At 46.8% G+C, this 18049-nt stretch carries 23 protein-coding genes; 16 read left to right on the forward strand and 7 right to left on the reverse strand.

Going from position 1 to position 18049, the window contains the following annotated elements:
* The 5 genes from rlmB to rplI all read left to right on the forward strand — a co-directional run bounded on the left by rlmB (window position 1) and on the right by rplI (window position 2380).
* On the forward strand, window positions 1-738 hold the full coding sequence (gene rlmB, locus L4D06_RS12210) for a 23S rRNA (guanosine(2251)-2'-O)-methyltransferase RlmB (RefSeq protein ID WP_028023443.1): 738 nt from the start codon (window positions 1-3) through the stop codon (window positions 736-738).
* A 198-nt stretch (window positions 739-936) separates the two neighbouring features.
* Window positions 937-1344 (forward strand): 30S ribosomal protein S6, encoded by a 408-nt coding sequence (gene rpsF, locus L4D06_RS12215; RefSeq protein WP_028023445.1) that lies wholly within the window; start codon window positions 937-939, stop codon window positions 1342-1344.
* Between the two features lie 9 nt (window positions 1345-1353).
* Window positions 1354-1656, forward strand: a complete 303-nt coding sequence (gene priB / locus L4D06_RS12220) for a primosomal replication protein N (RefSeq protein WP_429739653.1) — start codon at window positions 1354-1356, stop codon at window positions 1654-1656.
* A 15-nt stretch (window positions 1657-1671) separates the two neighbouring features.
* A complete protein-coding gene (gene rpsR, locus L4D06_RS12225) occupies window positions 1672-1899 on the forward strand; it encodes a 30S ribosomal protein S18 (protein ID WP_002539422.1) in 228 nt (75 codons plus the stop codon).
* A 31-nt stretch (window positions 1900-1930) separates the two neighbouring features.
* Window positions 1931-2380: a 50S ribosomal protein L9 gene (gene rplI, locus L4D06_RS12230; protein ID WP_274166640.1), complete on the forward strand. Its 450-nt coding sequence runs from the start codon at window positions 1931-1933 to the stop codon at window positions 2378-2380.
* Between the two features lie 94 nt (window positions 2381-2474).
* Here rplI and L4D06_RS12235 read toward each other — a convergent pair whose 3' ends face one another.
* Complete coding sequence (locus L4D06_RS12235) at window positions 2475-3218, reverse strand: DUF481 domain-containing protein (protein WP_274166641.1); 744 nt, start codon at window positions 3216-3218, stop codon at window positions 2475-2477.
* Between the two features lie 165 nt (window positions 3219-3383).
* On the opposite strand from L4D06_RS12235, the gene L4D06_RS12240 reads away from it, so the two are divergent.
* Genes L4D06_RS12240 through L4D06_RS12250 form a run of 3 tightly spaced genes read left to right on the forward strand, consistent with a single transcriptional unit; the run spans window position 3384 to window position 7150 of the window.
* Complete coding sequence (locus L4D06_RS12240; RefSeq protein ID WP_274166642.1) at window positions 3384-4793, forward strand: replicative DNA helicase; 1410 nt, start codon at window positions 3384-3386, stop codon at window positions 4791-4793.
* A 12-nt stretch (window positions 4794-4805) separates the two neighbouring features.
* Entirely contained in the window at window positions 4806-5882 is a 1077-nt protein-coding gene (gene alr / locus L4D06_RS12245) for an alanine racemase (RefSeq protein ID WP_429739658.1), read from the forward strand.
* A gap of 17 nt (window positions 5883-5899) precedes the next feature.
* The gene (locus L4D06_RS12250; protein ID WP_429739660.1) at window positions 5900-7150 is read left to right on the forward strand and encodes a BamA/TamA family outer membrane protein; all 1251 of its coding nucleotides are present in this window, start codon (window positions 5900-5902) and stop codon (window positions 7148-7150) included.
* Window positions 7151-7210: 60 nt separating this feature from the next.
* On the opposite strand, the gene L4D06_RS12255 is transcribed toward L4D06_RS12250, so the two are convergent.
* The gene (locus tag L4D06_RS12255) at window positions 7211-7630 is read right to left on the reverse strand and encodes a secondary thiamine-phosphate synthase enzyme YjbQ (RefSeq protein ID WP_429739662.1); all 420 of its coding nucleotides are present in this window, start codon (window positions 7628-7630) and stop codon (window positions 7211-7213) included.
* Window positions 7631-7898: 268 nt separating this feature from the next.
* On the opposite strand from L4D06_RS12255, the gene pgi reads away from it, so the two are divergent.
* Window positions 7899-9551, forward strand: a complete 1653-nt coding sequence (gene pgi / locus L4D06_RS12260) for a glucose-6-phosphate isomerase (protein ID WP_429739663.1) — start codon at window positions 7899-7901, stop codon at window positions 9549-9551.
* Between the two features lie 113 nt (window positions 9552-9664).
* On the opposite strand, the gene L4D06_RS12265 is transcribed toward pgi, so the two are convergent.
* The 3 genes from L4D06_RS12265 to L4D06_RS12275 all read right to left on the reverse strand — a co-directional run bounded on the left by L4D06_RS12265 (window position 9665) and on the right by L4D06_RS12275 (window position 11396).
* Window positions 9665-10126, reverse strand: coding sequence for a chemotaxis protein CheX (locus L4D06_RS12265; protein ID WP_274166646.1), 462 nt, complete (start codon window positions 10124-10126; stop codon window positions 9665-9667).
* A gap of 17 nt (window positions 10127-10143) precedes the next feature.
* The gene (zur, locus tag L4D06_RS12270) at window positions 10144-10602 is read right to left on the reverse strand and encodes a zinc uptake transcriptional repressor Zur (protein WP_429739665.1); all 459 of its coding nucleotides are present in this window, start codon (window positions 10600-10602) and stop codon (window positions 10144-10146) included.
* Between the two features lie 218 nt (window positions 10603-10820).
* The gene (locus tag L4D06_RS12275) at window positions 10821-11396 is read right to left on the reverse strand and encodes a MarR family winged helix-turn-helix transcriptional regulator (protein WP_429739667.1); all 576 of its coding nucleotides are present in this window, start codon (window positions 11394-11396) and stop codon (window positions 10821-10823) included.
* Window positions 11397-11520: 124 nt separating this feature from the next.
* On the opposite strand from L4D06_RS12275, the gene L4D06_RS12280 reads away from it, so the two are divergent.
* Complete coding sequence (locus L4D06_RS12280; RefSeq protein WP_429739761.1) at window positions 11521-11775, forward strand: DUF2024 family protein; 255 nt, start codon at window positions 11521-11523, stop codon at window positions 11773-11775.
* A 56-nt stretch (window positions 11776-11831) separates the two neighbouring features.
* On the opposite strand, the gene L4D06_RS12285 is transcribed toward L4D06_RS12280, so the two are convergent.
* Window positions 11832-12260: a TetR/AcrR family transcriptional regulator gene (locus tag L4D06_RS12285; RefSeq protein WP_429739669.1), complete on the reverse strand. Its 429-nt coding sequence runs from the start codon at window positions 12258-12260 to the stop codon at window positions 11832-11834.
* A 483-nt stretch (window positions 12261-12743) separates the two neighbouring features.
* On the opposite strand from L4D06_RS12285, the gene L4D06_RS12290 reads away from it, so the two are divergent.
* The 3 genes from L4D06_RS12290 to L4D06_RS12300 are packed head-to-tail and all read left to right on the forward strand — an operon-like array spanning window position 12744 to window position 14050.
* Window positions 12744-13238 (forward strand): hypothetical protein, encoded by a 495-nt coding sequence (locus tag L4D06_RS12290; protein ID WP_274166652.1) that lies wholly within the window; start codon window positions 12744-12746, stop codon window positions 13236-13238.
* A gap of 54 nt (window positions 13239-13292) precedes the next feature.
* Window positions 13293-13667 (forward strand): hypothetical protein, encoded by a 375-nt coding sequence (locus L4D06_RS12295; protein ID WP_274166653.1) that lies wholly within the window; start codon window positions 13293-13295, stop codon window positions 13665-13667.
* Window positions 13664-14050 carry a hypothetical protein gene (locus L4D06_RS12300; protein ID WP_274166654.1) on the forward strand — a complete coding sequence of 129 codons (387 nt, stop codon included), beginning with the start codon at window positions 13664-13666 and terminating at the stop codon, window positions 14048-14050. The genes L4D06_RS12295 and L4D06_RS12300 overlap by 4 nt, the downstream gene beginning before the upstream one ends.
* 188 nt (window positions 14051-14238) lie before the next feature.
* Here L4D06_RS12300 and L4D06_RS12305 read toward each other — a convergent pair whose 3' ends face one another.
* Entirely contained in the window at window positions 14239-15204 is a 966-nt protein-coding gene (locus L4D06_RS12305; RefSeq protein WP_429739671.1) for a porin, read from the reverse strand.
* Window positions 15205-15772: 568 nt separating this feature from the next.
* On the opposite strand from L4D06_RS12305, the gene dusA reads away from it, so the two are divergent.
* From dusA to L4D06_RS12320, 3 genes are all read left to right on the forward strand, one after another.
* Window positions 15773-16753: a tRNA dihydrouridine(20/20a) synthase DusA gene (dusA, locus tag L4D06_RS12310; RefSeq protein ID WP_429739673.1), complete on the forward strand. Its 981-nt coding sequence runs from the start codon at window positions 15773-15775 to the stop codon at window positions 16751-16753.
* 202 nt (window positions 16754-16955) lie between these two features.
* On the forward strand, window positions 16956-17222 hold the full coding sequence (gene pspG, locus L4D06_RS12315) for an envelope stress response protein PspG (protein ID WP_035024868.1): 267 nt from the start codon (window positions 16956-16958) through the stop codon (window positions 17220-17222).
* Window positions 17223-17386: 164 nt separating this feature from the next.
* Window positions 17387-18037, forward strand: coding sequence for a TIGR04219 family outer membrane beta-barrel protein (locus L4D06_RS12320; RefSeq protein ID WP_274164661.1), 651 nt, complete (start codon window positions 17387-17389; stop codon window positions 18035-18037).
* The last annotated feature ends 12 nt before the right edge of the window (window positions 18038-18049 follow it).

Genomic DNA, 18049 nt, shown 5'->3' on the forward strand with positions numbered 1-18049 from the left:
ATGAGCAATGAAATGATTTATGGCATTCATGCCGTCAAAGCCGTGTTGGCATCTGACCCAGCACGCTTCATCGAAGTTTATGTTCTAAAAGGTCGTGAAGACGATCGTTTACTGCCCGTGCTGAAGGAATTGGCTGAGCTTGGCATCACCACACAGGAAATGGGACGCAAGGCGCTAGATGATAAAGCTGATGGCGCGTCGCATCAGGGATTGATTGCACGTGTTAAGCAAGGTCGTCAGTACAACGAAAATGACCTTGATGCGATTCTAGAAGGCAAAGAGAACCCATTACTACTGGTACTTGATGGCGTTACAGACCCGCACAACTTAGGCGCGTGTCTACGTAATGCTGATGCGGCTGGTGCATGTGCGATCATTGTCCCTAAGGACCGCTCAGCGCCACTTAGCGCGACCGTGCGTAAAGTGGCGGTTGGCGCTGCGGAAATCGTGCCACTCGTCCGTGTGACGAATCTGGCGCGTACAATGCGTGCATTGCAAGAACAAGGCGTCTGGTTCGTGGGTACGGCGGGTGAAGCCACGCACGACATTTATCAAAGCAAAATGACGGGGCCTCTGGCGATCGTAATGGGTGCAGAAGGTGACGGTATGCGCCGCCTCACGCGAGAAACCTGTGACGAGCTCATTAGCATCCCAATGTCAGGCAGTGTGTCGAGTTTGAACGTGTCTGTAGCAAGCGGTATTTGCTTGTTTGAAGCAGTGCGTCAACGTCGTAGCTAACGCGACGAAAAGACACACCTTTTGAAGAATCATTGCGCCCGATAATTTATTTTGTCGGGCGCAATGCTTTCTATTGCTATTAACGGCGCAATTCTGTACTATCCTGCCTCCAAATTCCCAGTCTTTTACTTTCGTTCCTTGCTTCCTTTGGACGACTGGGCCAACACCGGAAGCTGAATAATCCGTAAGGAGCAACCTATGCGTCATTACGAAATCGTATTCATGGTGCACCCTGATCAAAGCGAGCAAGTTGCTGGCATGATCGAGCGTTACACTGGTTCTATCAAAGAGTCAGGTGGTCAGATCCACCGTCTAGAAGACTGGGGTCGTCGTCAACTGGCTTACCCAATCAACAAACTGCACAAAGCTCACTACGTTCTTATGAACGTTGAAGCTGACCAAGCAGTAGTTGATGAGCTGGAAACTGCGTTCCGCTTCAACGACGCTGTGATCCGTAACATGGTCATGCGTACCAAAGGCGCTATCACTGAGCCATCTGTAATGATGAAGGCTAAAGAAGAGCGCGCGCCACGTCGTGAAGATCGTGAAGATCGCGGCGACCGTGCAGAATTTGCACAGTCTGAAGGCGAAGCAGCAGCTGAGTAATTTGAATTGATGACTAATCGAATTGCGCTGTCTGGTGTTATCACCAATGGCCCGATTCGAAAGCAGAGTCCAGCCGGTATACCTCATTGTCACTTTGTGATTGAGCATCGCTCGGAACAACTGGAAGCTGCACTGCCAAGGCAAGTTTACTGTCGGTTACCGGTAGTAATAAGCGGGCAGGGGTCTCAGAACAAAACACAGCACTTAGCTTTAGGCAGTAACATTAAGGTCAGCGGGTTTCTCGCTTACCAAACCAGCCGAAATGGCGCGGGTAAATTAGTGTTACATGCCGATGACATTATAGATATTTAGATCAGGAGATTGCCCATGGCACGTTTCTTCCGTCGTCGTAAATTCTGCCGTTTCACTGCAGAAGGCGTACAAGAGATCGATTACAAAGACGTAGCGACTCTGAAAAACTACATCACCGAAGCTGGCAAAATTGTACCTAGCCGTATCACTGGTACTCGTGCTAAGTACCAGCGTCAGCTGGCTCGCGCTATCAAGCGTTCACGTTACCTAGCCCTGCTGCCGTACACTGACAAACATCAGTAATCGGCACTGCCAATTTTAAGAGGATTAGATAATGCAAGTTATTCTGCTTGATAAAATCGGTAACCTGGGTTCACTGGGTGATCAGGTAGCAGTTAAATCTGGCTACGCTCGTAACTTCCTTATCCCACAAGGTAAGGCTGTTATGGCAACTAAAGCAAACGTTGAGCACTTCGAAGCTCGTCGTGCTGAGCTTGAAGCAAAAGTTGCTGAAACTCTAGCTGCTGCTGGTGTTCGTGCTGAGCAAGTTGAAGCTCTAGAAGCGGTTGTTATCGCATCTAAAGCTGGTGACGAAGGTAAACTATTCGGTTCTATCGGTACTCGTGACATCGCAGATGCAGTTTCTGCAGCTGGTGTTAAAGTAGCGAAGAGCGAAGTTCGCCTGCCAGAAGGTGCACTACGTAACGTTGGTGAGTACGATATCAGTCTGCAACTGCACTCTGAAGTATTCGCAACTGTTAAAGTTAGCGTTGTAGCTGAGTAATTCAGACACACGTAAGCTTTGAGAAAACCGACCTTAGGGTCGGTTTTTTTATGCCTGAAGAAAAGTGAATGAGCAGCTAGCGCGGATTCGGTATCTAAAACTTGTACGCTAAGTTGATGGTAAAAATCGAATCACGATTTTTGAGCCCAGGTGGCACCTGATCAATATATTTCTGTGTTGTTGATAGCTTGATGGCTAAATCGTTAATCAGGCTGGTTGAAATGGATGCCCGAGTTTCGATACTCGAATTGCTAGGGCCTGCAATGGCAGTAACACGCGTTTCAAGCAGCGCGTTTTTGTTAATTTGCCAAGAGAGTTCAGCCTGAGCTCTGACAATAAACTCTTGAACGTCATACGGCATGATCAGGTCATCATCATCGATTTCATCAAGGTTGGGGCTTTGGTATCGATAACCGGGGCCAATCTCAAGTAGCAGCGATAAATCTTCCTGCCAAATTGCTTGATAACCTAAACCGGTGGCGAGGGTGAGGTCTTGGTAATACGGGCCGTATTTATCATCCACAAAGCTGATGTTGCCCAACACGTAGCGTTTAGGGTCAAACTTATAGTTGGCCTGACTTTCAAACTCACTTTTGTGTTTGTCTTCTTCCCCGTCCTTTTCAACCAAAAGAAATTTAGCTTCGGACATATGTCGATAGGGACCGTCGGTGAAGTTCACACCTAAACGGCTATTCAGCGTCATGGAATCTGAGTTGCCAGAAAGAGATTGAAAACCGAGTTCTACTTCAGATTGCCAGCGTTCAGGGACGCTAGCTAGCGCACAAAGAGGCAGCGCAAGTAAACAAAAAACAGACGGTTTCAACAGCACTGACGCCATATGGGTTACCATAACAATACTTGGGAGGACATTTTATATGAATCCTTCTTCATTTGGTCAGCAAGACGTTAAATTGACAGGAAAATAATTTGTCTTCGCACTGGGTCGTGCGTCCGAAAGGGATTCGGATATAATGGCCTGCGTAATGACAAGGTACTAAGTGATATGGCAGAGCAACGCAGCAAGCAATTTAACTCAAAGAAACCCCGAGACCGTCAGGTAGATGCCCTGAAGATGCCGCCGCATTCGTTAGAAGCGGAGCAATCGGTGATCGGCGGTTTAATGCTCGACAACGAGCGTTGGGATAGCGTGGCAGAAAAGGTGGTTGCCGTTGACTTTTACAGCCGTCCTCACCGACTGATTTTTGAAAGCACCAAGCAGCTGCTTGATGCGGGACAGCCCCTCGACCTCATTACCCTTTCAGAGCAACTCGAAAAGCACAATCAGCTTGATGATGTGGGTGGATTTGCCTACCTGGCTGAGCTTGCGAAGAATACGCCAAGTGCGGCTAATATTGTCGCGTATGCAGACATTGTGCGAGAGCGTGCCATGGTGCGTAACTTGATCAGTGTCGCCAACGAAATTGCCGATGCGGGTTACGAGCCAGAAGGCCGTTCGTCTGAAGATTTGCTCGACATGGCAGAGAGCAAAGTCTTTGCGATTGCAGAATCGCGTACCACAGAAAATGAAGGCCCACAGAACATAGACAGTGTGCTGTCGAAAACCCTTGAGCGCATTGAAGTGTTGTTCAAATCGCCGCAAGACGGTGTGACGGGTGTATCGACAGGCTTTACGGACCTGAACAAGAAAACTGCAGGCTTGCAGGGTTCAGATTTGATCATCGTCGCGGCGCGTCCATCCATGGGTAAAACAACCTTTGCGATGAACCTGTGTGAAAACGCAGCGATGGATCAGGACAAGCCGGTTCTTATCTTCTCGCTGGAGATGCCCGCCGAACAGTTGATGATGCGTATGCTGGCATCGCTCTCTCGTGTCGATCAGACAAAAATCCGTACTGGACAATTGGATGACGAAGATTGGGCTCGGATCTCCTCTACAATGGGGATCTTGATGCAGAAAAAGAACATGTACATTGATGACAGTTCAGGGTTAACACCGACGGACGTGCGTTCTCGTGCTCGTCGTGTAGCGCGTGAACATGGCGGCCTGTCCATGATCATGGTCGATTACCTTCAATTGATGCGTGTACCGGGTTTGCAAGATAACCGAACTTTGGAAATCTCCGAGATCAGTCGCTCGTTAAAAGCGCTGGCGAAAGAATTGAATGTGCCCGTTGTCGCCCTGTCCCAGCTTAACCGCTCGTTGGAGCAGCGTGCTGATAAACGCCCTATCAACTCCGACTTGCGTGAATCTGGGGCAATCGAGCAGGATGCGGACCTTATCATGTTCATTTATCGTGATGAGGTTTATAACCCAGAAAGCCCGTTGAAAGGCATTGCTGAAATCATCCTTGGTAAGCAGCGTAATGGTCCAATCGGTTCTGTTCGTTTGACCTTCCAAGGTCAGTATTCTCGTTTTGATAACTACGCAGGTCCTGCGTTTGATGAAGAGTAACCGCGAGGCGTTATGAAAGCGGCAACCGCGCTTATCCGTACAGCAGCACTAAACCACAACATTGATGTGATTCGTGCCATGGCCCCTAATAGCCGTGCATGGGCGGCTATTAAAGCTAATGGCTATGGGCATGGGTTATTGCCTGTGGCTAAAGCCTTGTCTTCGCAAGTGGATGGCTTTGGTGTTGCTCGTTTGGATGAAGCGTTACAGCTTCGTGCGGGCGGTGTGGTCAAACCTATTCTGTTGTTAGAAGGGTTCTACTCTGCCGTTGATTTGCCTGCGGTGGTTGCCAATAACTTACAAACCGTGCTGCATTGTGAAGAGCAGTTGCAGGCCTTTGAGCGTGCAACGCTGGAACGCCCTGTCACTGTTTGGTTGAAAATAGACACTGGCATGCATCGCCTTGGGGTTAACCCTCATGATGTCAGTGATTTTATCGCGCGTCTTGAAGCTTGCCCCAACGTTGCCAAACCGCTGCATTTTATCAGCCATTTTGGCTGTGCCGATGAGCCAGAAAATCCACTCACCTTGCAGCAGATTGACCTCTTCAAAGCATTGACTGCAGGAGAACCTGGCCTTAAATCGCTGGCGGCATCGTCGGGTACATTGATGTGGCCGACAAGCCACTTTGATTATGTTCGTCCGGGGATCAGCCTTTATGGTATCTCGCCGGTGTCTGAACGAACGGGTGCTGATTTTGGCTTACAACCCGCCATGACCATGACATCCAGCCTCATTGCTGTGCGTCGCGCAAAGCAAGGCGATGCGATTGGGTATGGTAGTCGCTGGGTAACACCACGTGACACCCTGCTAGGCGTTGTCGCCATCGGTTACGGTGATGGTTATCCGCGTGTTGCGCCCGATGGCACACCGTTGTTGGTGAATGGTCGTCGCGTACCATTGGTCGGTCGCGTTTCTATGGACATGTTGACCGTCGATCTTGGCCCTGACGCCACGGATCGTGTGGGTGATGAAGTCATTCTTTGGGGAGACGGGTTACCCGTTGAAGAAATTGCCCAGCACGTTGGCACGATTGGTTATGAATTGGTCACAAATATCACTTCACGTGTCGACATTGTTTATACCTAAATGATTTGTAGGTTCTCTTGATATTACGAACGTTAAAAGCCGCAACCTGTGTTGCGGCTTTCTTATGCCCACTGTCCTCCGTATTGGCTTCTAACACTTCCGAAGAAGCGTTAGACATTGAAGTGGTTCCTTTTGCATTTTCAACGGAAGCCATGGGTTTTTCTGCTGGCATGGCTGGGCTTTGGAAGCATGCAGGTCAGCCTCAGGCATCGTTATTTGCCGCAGGGTTAGGTTCGAGTAAAGGCTCGTGGATGGGATTTTTTTCCGCCAATAACTACACACTTTCACCAGAGAGTCGTTGGTTAATCAGCGGGCAGTTTTATGAAGGCAACTTTAAGCAGTTCGACTACTTTTTGGGAGACGCAGCCTCTAACGCTTCTTCTTTTGACGATCGCTTAACCGCCGACAGCCGAGATGCGCAGCATCATATAGGCTTTCGCTACATCCTTCCTTGGGGGGCGGGCAAGCAACAACCTATTCGTGCGGCTTTGATACCACGTCGAACGGTTGATGGTAATGCACCTTGGAACAGCGGAGTATCGTCGATAGAGTTTCGCCCGTTCTACCACGCGCAGTCACTGAAAGGTGAAGGGGTTGATGCCCCGAGTGAATTTGGCAGTGCAGAAGAAGTTTGGGGCGCTGAAACGCGTTTTCGTTGGGATAATCGCAATAGTTTGAGTAGCCCAACCATGGGGAGTCTGAGTGATGTTGTTATCACGGTCGATCCAGGTTCGGATGATAGCGCGAGCTGGTGGCAGTGGGAGGTCAGCCAAAGCTGGTATTGGGATCTTGGGGCGTGGAAAGACATGGCGAACCAACAAGTCGTGGCGTTTAACGTGTATACCAGTGATACCCCAAGTTGGAACCAAACCACCGCTATTGATGGCGTGAGTGAATATCATCGCCCGCCAGAGTTTGCGGGTGCTCGTTTAGGTGGTTTTTACCGCTTACGTAGCTTCCAAACAGGACGATTCGCAGGGCGCTCCGCGCTAAGCTACAGTGCTGAATATCGCATCATGCCAGAGTGGCAACCTCTTGGTGAGTTGCCCGTATTTGATTGGTATGACGTACCATGGTGGCAATGGGTGCTGTTTGCTGATGTGGGGCGCGTGGCGGACGAATACGATTTAGCTGAACTTCATCGTGATATGAAATGGAGCAGTGGTGTCGCCATGCGCTTTCAGGTTGAAGGCATCGTTGTACGCTCAGAAATGGCATGGGGCAGCGAAGAAGGGCTGTTTAGGGTCATGATCAATCAGCCGTTTTAAGGCAAAAAAAAGCCAACGCACAGCGTTGGCTATTTGTATTCACTTCTTCCCCTGAGAAAATCACTCCCCCTGAATAGTCACCACAACCCTCCTTGAGCCCCCGTGATCGCGATGCTCACCCAAGTAAATTCCTTGCCACGTTCCCAATGTGAGCCGCCCATTCGTAATGGGAATAGAAACGCTTGAACCTAACGTAGAAGATTTGATGTGCGCAGGCATATCATCATCGCCTTCATATATGTGTTCATAATACGGTGCCCGTTCTGGCACGAATGCGTTGAAGTGAGACTCCATGTCCGTACGAACGCTAGGGTCGGCATTTTCATTGAGTGTCAGGCTGGCAGAGGTGTGCTGTATAAACACATGAACAAGGCCCACGTTTAAGTCCTTAATCATGGGGAGCTGCTGCTCAATCTCATCGGTGATCAAATGAAAGCCACGAGGTCGCGCACGAAGGTTGATTGTTTTCTGTGCCCACATTTAAAACACCTCTTGAGGTAGAAATTGGTTAAAGTCACCTGCAACAAAAAGAGGCGACTATGGCTGTGATGCAATCACTGACCTAGCGCAACACTCGCGCCATACAAACATGACAATATGTCGGCCTCAGGTTGTTCTGGAATCAAGCGAAATGACATCGTACCATGATGCGATTCTGGAGACCTTGCGACATTCACGGTCTGCCTCTGAAATACGCGGGAGGGTAGTGCCCGCGATATCAGACTCTGTTTACAAAGGAATAATAATTATGTTGAAGTCTATCAATCCGACGCAAACGGCAGCGTGGAAAGCGCTAACCGCCCATTTTGAAGATGCGCAGGATTTGACCCTTACCAAACTGTTTGCCAAAGATGCGAACCGTTTTGATAAATTCTCTGTAAATTTCGGTGACGATATCCTTCTGGATTACTCGAAAAACCTGCTCAGTGAACAAACACTCGATAAATTGTTCGCGCTGGCAGAAGAAACAGAATTGAAAACCGCGATTGGTGCGATGTTTGGCGGTGATAAAATTAACCAAACAGAAGATCGCGCGGTGTTGCATATTGCTCTTCGCAATCGCAGCAACACACCGGTCATGGTTGATGGTGAAGATGTCATGCCACACGTGAACGCTGTGCTTGAGAAGATGAAAGCCTTCTCTGAGCGAGTGATCGGCGGTGAATGGAAAGGCTACACTGGCAAAGAAATTACCGACATCGTGAACATCGGTATTGGCGGTTCAGACCTTGGGCCTTACATGGTGTCAGAAGCACTGGCTGCTTACAAAACGCGCCTGAACCTGCACTTTGTGTCTAATGTTGATGGCACGCATATCGCCGAAACGTTGAAAAATTTGAACCCAGAAACGACGTTATTCTTGGTTGCATCTAAAACGTTCACCACACAAGAGACCATGACCAATGCATTGTCAGCGCGTGACTGGTTCTTGGCAAAAGCAGAAGACCAAGCTCACGTAGCGAAACACTTTGCAGCGCTGTCAACTAACGCAAAATCTGTTGCGGAATTTGGTATCGACACTGACAACATGTTCGAATTCTGGGATTGGGTTGGCGGTCGCTACTCACTGTGGTCAGCAATCGGCCTGTCGATCTGTTTAGCGGTTGGCTACGACAACTTCATCGAGTTGCTAGCGGGCGCACACGATATGGATAACCACTTCCAGCAGACTCCGTTCTCTGAAAACGTGCCTGTGCTATTGGCGTTGATTGGCATTTGGTACAACAACTTCTATGGTGCAGAGTCAGAAGCGATTTTGCCGTACGATCAATACCTGCACCGTTTTGCCGCGTACTTCCAGCAAGGAAACATGGAATCAAACGGTAAGTATGTCGCTCGTGATGGCCTGCCTGTTGATTACCAAACTGGCCCAATCATTTGGGGTGAGCCAGGGACTAACGGTCAACACGCGTTTTACCAGTTGATTCACCAAGGCACCAAAATCATTCCATGTGATTTCATTGCACCTGCAATCAGCCACAACCCATTGAGCGATCACCATCCAAAACTGATGGCGAACTTCTTCGCACAAACAGAAGCGTTGGCGTTTGGTAAAACACGCGATCAGGTAGAAGCTGAGTTCGTTGCAGCAGGTAAAACAGCGGCAGAAGTGGCAGAGCTTGTACCGTTTAAAGTGTTCGAAGGCAACCGCCCTACCAACTCAATCTTGGTGAAGCAGATCACTCCTCGTACGCTAGGCGCACTGATTGCTATGTACGAGCACAAGATTTTCGCACAAGGTGCTATTTGGAACATCTTCAGCTTTGATCAGTGGGGCGTAGAGCTAGGTAAGCAACTGGCGAACCAAATTTTGCCAGAGCTTGCAGATCAAGAAGCCGTTGCAAGCCATGATAGTTCAACCAACGGTTTGATTAACGCGTTCAAACAATGGCGCGCGTAATTTCTCAGGGTTAGTAAGAAACAAAAAAACGCCGCATCTTTTTTAGCGGCGTTTTTTGTGTCTGTGATAGGCGCTTTTTAACAAAGCCGCTTATTCAGCAGGCGACGGCATCATCAATCGAAGCAGATTTCGATATAAGCGCGACCAAACTCTGAATCAAAAGGCATCAGAATAATCTGGCCTTCACTTTTATGAGTAATCGTGTGTTCTTTGCCTGAAACAACAATCGGTGTTGCCATTTCGAAATCAAATCCCTTCTCAGCAAGAATACGCTTCGCACCACCTGTGACCATATTGGTGATCTCACCAACCATATCCGTAACGTCAGCATCAATAGAGGTTGGGCGCTCCCCTAGCATACGGCTCATGATTTCTAATGCGAGTTCTTCTTCGAACGTCACAGAAAGTGAGCCCTTGGTTTTAGGGCCAACCATACCAATCAAGCCTGACACATCGCCTTTTGCGATTTCAGTTTTTTTTACTTGAGGCTTCTTTGGCGTAATTTCTAACTGCGCCATAGTGGTAAGCACGTTAACCAACGAAGATAAAAATGGGTTTACAAATTCAGCGCGCATAATCCTTATTCACCGTCCTACTGCATGTTATGTGTAGCCAACTGGCAAGCGTGGCATGTTCCATGTGTTTCAATGACGTGATGACTCACGACAAAACCGACCTGATTCGCCTTCTCTTGGAGGGCGTTAGATAAGGAGTCCGCATGACACTCTTCTACTGCGCCACACGAATCACAAATTAGAAGTTGAGAACAATGTTGCTCATGACCGGGCAGACAGCAAGCAATAAAGCTATTGGTTGACTCAACTTTGTGCACAAAGCCTTGAGAAAGCAAAAAATCGAGCGCTCGATACACAGTGGGTGGTTTCGCTTGAGGTTCAATTTCTCTTAAAACATCCAATAAATCATACGCACTGATCGCACGTTTACTTTGAATGATGATTTCATACACTCTTTCCCGTTGTGTCGTTAATCGAACACCACGTTGTTCACACAACGACTGAGCACGGGCAATGAGTTGCGAATGATTGGTCATTATGACCTCAAAAATCAGGCTTAAGGCTTCATTCTATCACAGCAAACTCAACGCGCACCTGCAAGGCCGTGATGAGGGTTTATCTTTCATCATTGTAGATGATAGAAATATGCCAAAAAGCGAGAAAATGCGTTCTAGCACGTAAAGTTTGCACTTTTTCCTATACGTTTTTGCTCATTTTAGATGACAGCACAGATTTAGATGCATTAACACTGGAGTTACTCATTTTTTTGAATATATGTATGCTCTCGGCAAATTAATGTCCCGTAATCTGCAATCAAGGTCTCTTTGGTGAGTTCGCAATAAAAATGTCCATCAGACATTGGTGAATGAAATTGGCACGTTTTACACACGCCAAAACTCGCCGATTGGTTACTGCGCTGTATGTCTCTCAATAAGGTTTCTAACTGCACTTCTAATTGCGCTTTTCCACTTCCTAGCTTTTCCAATCCTCGCTTTAAAGATGCGGGAGGAATGGCTTTTTTGGCGATGGATTCGCCTTGAGGAGACAGCACCAAATGAGAAACGCGGCGATCGTTTGGATCTTTCTCTTTGGTGAGGTAGCCCTTCGCCTCCAGAAGAGAAATAGATTGAGATGTTGTACCTTTGGTGATGCCCAAAAACTCCGTAACGGCAGCGGGCGTATCGCTGTATTTATTACAACGAGATAGGTAATAGATTACTTCTAGATGCACTGGGTGCAAACCATGTTCAACGCCGACGAGTCGCACTTCATTGCGATACAACGTCGTAATGCGCTCGAGGATGTCACAGATTGGATCGATCTCGTTCATGCTCACTTCTTATTAAACTTGTTTCTTATCGAAACTATATTGACAAGCATAGCAGGGTTCCTACACTGATTAAAAGTTTCGATGCGATACCATATTGAAAGGGTAAGGAGAGTCGATAACGGCAATACATGTTTATGACACTTACGCGGCAGCATCTTCAGGGAAGATTCTGCACTTCAATGTATTAATGCGGATAAAAGACGACGAGCTTGCAGTGAAATATGCCAAAGCGTGGTTAGCGGACATTGGTGAACCTGATGCGAATGTTAAATCCGGCAATTGCGCGTTTTGCCATACCACGGCAGATCTCCCGCAATATGATCAAGCGCTCAACCAGAAAGGGTACGCCATCTACAAATTGGAGGGCTGTCCTGAATAGGCGGAAAGTTCGTTTATAATACTCAGAGCACGTCTGGCTAGCCGTGCTCTGGGTGTTTATACGGACATCTGACTATACAACGTCGCACCTAAAACCATTTTTATGGCGTGATCCGCTCCCTCTTCCCCAATGTTTTTTCCAAGGATGTGTTGCAGTTTCATAATAGCGCTTCTTGAATACGGACTTGTGCCATTTTTGATGATGTTGTGAAGCAGCATTTTTACCACTTCTTTAAATATGTGCGACTCTTCATCGTGATATGCCAACAGCCATGATTGAATGAAGCCATCTTTTGAACTGAAGTCGAGCTTTTCAATCACGACGGGGAAGACGCGCCCTTGTAATGCAGTTGCGAACATTACGTTTTTTGGATAGTAGGATTGAATGCTGCTTTTTCTTACGTTGAGTTCTTTAGCCAAACGGTCGTAAGTGATGGCCTCCCAACCTTCCGCAAGAAAGATTTGGAAGATCAATTCATCCATCATTTGTTTTTTCTGTTCTTTTTCTTCTGCGGTAATTCTAGCCATGATGTTTATTGACTGTGTGTGAGATTGATAGAGTAGCAATTTTTACGTACTTAGTACCAGTAATGTTCAGGGAAGTAGATTATATCTGCCGAGGGCTATCGAGATTGGTGGTGGTTTTGTTGCCAATATTACAAAAATAGAGTGATTAGTGAAAAAAAATGAAAAAAATGAAAAAAATGAAAAAAAACACCCGAACTAGTGATCTTAATCGAAGCCTTGTCAGCTCTGACTTCATCAACATTTTCTCTCTGCTTTGAACACCGCCTTGAAAAAAAAGTTCTAGATGCACTATTACGTACCAAGTACGAATAAATTATATTCCTCCCATCGCAACGAAGTGCTCATCGGAAGCATCTTATTGCAAAGGTATTAAAAACAAATTCTTATCACTAATTAGTACTAGTACGTAATTGTGATGTATAAACAGCGAAAGGGAAAAAAATGAAGCACACCGTAATTGCACTTTCTGTATTGGCGACTTCTTTTAATGTTCTAGCAGCGTCTTCAACGCAACTTGAATTTGCAGAAACCATTCCATTGACGTGTGGATTTGTTATGGAAAATGCGGACTTAGAAGGTTCGATTCGATTTTCTGACGAAAGAATTTCAAATGTTAATGCTGAAACGCCTGCGACCTTTCGAGTGATCAATAACGGTAACAATGGCTTTGCGACTATCACGATGCGTGACTTTAGTGTTTGGGACGAATCAAATAACTTTGGTGCAAATGGCGAGAAAACAGACGTTGAAGCTTACTCAACATTTGCTGTTGATAATGGATTGGCTGGGATTTCTGAAGTGAAACCTGAAGGGTCTTTTCAGGTGGCAAGTAGCGTAGAGACTGAAGTGAGATTGAAAGTAGATATGCCGTCATACCGTTTTGATGCGGACAGCGAACTGCGTATTACCACAGTGATGGATATTGACTGCCTGTAACAATACCAAGGGCATTATTTTAGTGCCCTTTAATATTGTTATTTGAGGTTTGTGATGAAGTATCTAATTCTTTTTATGGCTTTATTTTCATCGATGTCACTTGCGGCAACATCTCATTTCCAAACGCCAGTGCGCTATGGTGGGGCTGATAACTTAGATGCTTGGCATTTGACTCCTGATGCGTTTGTTCCGATTACTATTCGACATTTTGGTAATGAAACGGGGTATTACATTGAGGTTAATAATCAACAAGTAACAGATGTATTCCAAATGGATGGGGACGACATACTTGCGATTGATGTGCCAGTGACGTTAGAAAATCGGCATGGCGCACAGATTTTCAAAGTTTGCTCCGTGGCATTGCATGGAAGTTTAGGTTCAAGAATTTGCACTAAAGCTGAACTGTTTTTAATTGAGGCGACGAAATGAGATTGCTACTACTGAGCGTTTTACTATTGGGTTCGATGAATGCACATGCTTCTAGTGAAATTCGCTCCTCAAATAACTCCTCTTGTGAGCAGTCTGATTTTCAACCTTGGGAACTCAGCTCAGGCGTGGGGCAGGGGATGTACGATGGCATTCAAGCTAGCGATAGCATTGTAAATATCGATGAAGGTGATGAAACCCAATTTGGTTTGAGGCTAACGTATCGATTTGGCGGAGCAGAGCAGATCGACTGTTCTCATTTTCAAAAGCTTGTTGAACGAGAACAAGCTGCATATACCACGCAGTTAGAGTTAAAAGTGAAGCAACTCGAGGCAAAACTAGCAAAACAAGATGCTGTTGATGTATCGCGAATCAAATTCAAATAGCTCCATTGCCTCATATACTCGCTTGTGTCGTCAGGCGAACACCGTGATCTTCATAAATCGTGGCGTACGAAAGTCTCTTCGTCTCTTCCCCGTATGACCCGTTCTAAAATCGGAATAAAAAAATCCCTGAGTCAGACTCAGGGATTTTTGTGCTTCTAACGGGTTACCCGTTTAGAGCCGTGACTCGATTACAGGTAGTAACGAACGCCCAGTTTCCACTGGTTGTTGTCTTCCTCTGAGCCATCTAGGCCAAACTGGAAACCACCAAAGCCAACGAAGGTTGGGGTGAATTTGTACTCAGCTTGAATCGCCGCTGTTTCATAAACAGAGCTGTTTTTCTTCTCGTCTGTCACTGACTCGTAGTTTGCGATCAGGTTTACGCCGTTGCTTAGCGCGTAGCCCGCCAGAAACTCCATCGCATTGGTTTCTTCTAGCTCCTGAATCATGTACTCACCCATTGAGTAAGCCCCTGAAACATACAGGCCTTTACCCCATGAACCGTAGCTTGCGCTGACGATGTGTGATTCAGCAACGATAGTACCTACATCACCCGTGGTGAAGGCGTAGTTAACGGCGAATGCTGAGATGTTGTAGCTGATCGCTGCTTGCAGACGTGCTTCATAGTCGTCGTGTGCGCCCTGCCAGCCACCAGACATTGTCAGTGCGTGAGATTCACCCAGTGCCAGCGTGTTGGTGTAGCTCACCATCTTGTCAGCACGGCCGGTGCCTAGGTTGGCGTGGTCGCTGTAGGTAAAATCGTTAGCGAAAGCGATAGGCTTGTCAGTGGTTGCAACAGCGTTGTAGTAAGGTGCCCATTGGGTACCCACAACCACACGGCCTGCGTCTTCATGAGTCAGGCCAATGTAGCCAAGACGGGTAGTGAATGCATTTGCACTGTTGGTTAAGTAGTTCAGTGCCCACTCACCTTTTGCATCAGCAACAAAACCATTGCCTATGTCATGCGTTGCGTTGAAGTTCAGGCGTGGTGATGCAGAGATAACTTCTAGCTCACCTTTTTCTGAATCGCTCAGCGCGACAGAAACATGGCCGCCGATCGCGAATGTAGAACCGTCTGCATTATAAAGCTCGATTGCAACCGCTTGAGAGGTGAAAACAGAAGTGGCGATAGCAATAGCGAGTGTTTTCTTATTCATTGTTTTTATTCCGTATGATTAATCGTCTGTTAGGTCCAAAACAGCTCAAAAGCGTCTAAGTCGCTCATGATTTGTTAACAGGCTCGCATCGAATGTATTCCATAACTGACTGATTTAACGCATGAAACAATATCAAAGAATAAAAAACATCCTGAATTTATTACCTTTCAATGGGTTGCATTGAACCGAGTGACGCTAAATTTATTTTGCCACTCGTACTTTTTATTTGTTTGACCTTGGTTATTTAGATCGTGAGAAGGCTGCGGTAAAAATGTGATGTGGTAGAGTGTTGTTTGAAAAATACGGTTAGTTGCGACATGATATTTTGCGATCGACCTTGCTAGTTTTGACGATTTTGACGGAGAGGGAAATTTACGCTGACTAAATTTGAAGCGGTTGTGGGGGGTATGTATAATCCGGCCTCCCAAGGCTCGCAACGCATATCGTGTCCCCATATATATCCCCAAGGGACAGTTGAGGAACTCATCGCGAGTCTAATTAAAAATTATATTGCTTCGCCGTCGTGGAATATGTAGCTAAGACGCCGAAATTTAGTGAGATGTTAACTATGTATCCTACTGCCCGCTTCTCTATCGCTCCGATGCTGGATTGGACCGATCGCCATTGCCGTTACTTCCACCGTATATTGTCAAAGAATGCGTTGCTCTATACCGAGATGGTGACAACGGGCGCGATCATTCATGGCAAAGGCGACTTTTTGTTGTTCAATGAAGAAGAGCATCCTGTTGCGTTGCAGTTGGGCGGTTCAAATCCAGCGGATCTGGCGACCTGTGCCAAGTTGGCGGTTGAGCGCGGTTATGATGAGATTAACCTGAATGTCGGTTGTCCGTCAGATCGTGTACAGAACGGCCGTTTTGGTGCTTGCTTGATGGGTGAAGCTGAGTTGGTGGCCCAATGTGTGTCAGCAATGAAAGAAGTGGTGGATATTCCCGTCACGGTGAAAACCCGCATTGGTATTGATGACCAAGACAGTTACGAGTTCTTGGTCAATTTCGTGCGCACTGTTAACGAAAAGTCAGGCTGTGACAACTTCACTATCCATGCACGTAAAGCATGGCTTTCAGGTTTGAGCCCGAAAGAAAACCGTGAAATTCCACCGTTGGATTACCCACGCGTTTACCAACTGAAGAAAGATTTCCCGCACCTGACAATGGGCATTAATGGTGGCATCAAATCTCTCGACGAAGCGGAAGAACACCTGAAATTTATGGATGGGGTGATGATAGGTCGTGAAGCTTATCAAAGCCCGTACATGCTGGCTGAAGTGGATCAGCGTCTGTTTGGAAGCAACGCGCCTATCATTAAACGCAGCGATGCTGTTAAAGCCATGTTCCCATACATTGAAGAGCAGTTGAGCAAAGGTTCTTACTTAAATCATATCAGCCGTCACATGCTGGGCATGTTCCAAAACATGCCTGGAGCACGTCAATGGCGTCGATACATCAGTGAAAACGCACACAAGCCAGGCTCCGGCGTGGAAGTGCTAGAAGCGGCATTGGCGAAAATTCCTGCTGAGTTGAATGTTTAACGGCATCATGCCTGTGAAATGATGAGTGGTTAAAAATACCGCACTAGTTGGTGTGATTTACCAATTCTTCGAAGGCGTTATCTGTTTCGGATAACGCCTTTTTTATTATCTTATTGAAAAATATAAATTTAAAAAGTTGGCCTGCTTCGTGCAATACCCTTTTCAGTATAAGAATTGTCACTGAGTACCTTAGGAGGGTCTGATGATTGAGTTTCTATTTCTGGTGGGATTCACCATTGCATTGTTAGCGACAGGGATCAGCTTTATCGGTGTGATTGCCGCGATGGTTGTTGGTTTTGTTGTCATGGCGCTGGCCGGTATGATTGGGCTAGTGTTTAAAATGCTGCCGTGGATCCTCTTGATTGCAGTTGTGATTTGGTTGTTGAAAGGGCGTGATAAAACGGCACAAAATGCCCGTGATTACTGCTACAAACGCTCACGCCGTAATGCACGAGCGCGTCGCTACTAGGTGACGATGTGCGCGACGATCAGGGGGCTAGCTCTCCTGATCGTGTCTAGGTTTATATTGATGATTCCGCATAAAAATCCGGCAGTTTGTGCGGAATTTTTGTATCAGTTTTGCTATAGTGCTCGCAAACCATAAACCGAAAAATGTTAGGCGGAGCCCTTTCAATGAAAAAACTAAACCTTTCTCTTGCTGCTTTGGCAGTGGCCGCAACTTTTGCAATGCCTGCACAAGCTGCAGTGCTTTTGGGTGCTAAAGCGGGTGTTGATGCTTGGTATGCAGATGCGAAAATCAACGACGTGCGTGCTGATGATACAAGTGTTCAGGGCTCTTACTACGTGGCATTTGAGCACTTTATCCCATTGGTTCCTAACGCGAAAATCCGTTACACCGGTGTTGATTCTAAAGGTGCTAACACGCCGAACGTTGATTTCACTCAGTACGATCTTATTGCCTACTACGAGATTCTGGATAACGATCTGATCTCTTTCGATATCGGTCTAAATCTGCAGAAATTTGATGGTAACTTTGGTGTTCATCAGTTTGATGAGTGGCAGCCAGCAGTATACAGTGATGTGCGTCTAGGCATTCCTGCAACGCCAGTGTCTCTGTTCGGTACCTTCAGCTTTGGTAGCTACGACGAAACCAGCACAGTAGACGCAGAAGCGGGTGTTTTGTTTACGCTAGGTCTTGTTGCTGCGGATCTGAACTTTAAAGCGGGCTACCGTGTTCAAGATTACGACTTCAACTACTTTGGCGCTAACAACGGCAAGTTCATGAACGATGGCTTCTTCGGTGGCGTTGAACTGAACTTCTAATTGCCCTGAGCA

The sequence above is a fragment of the Enterovibrio makurazakiensis genome, from assembly GCF_050336585.1.
GTDB classification, from domain to species: Bacteria; Pseudomonadota; Gammaproteobacteria; order Enterobacterales; family Vibrionaceae; genus Enterovibrio; species Enterovibrio gelatinilyticus.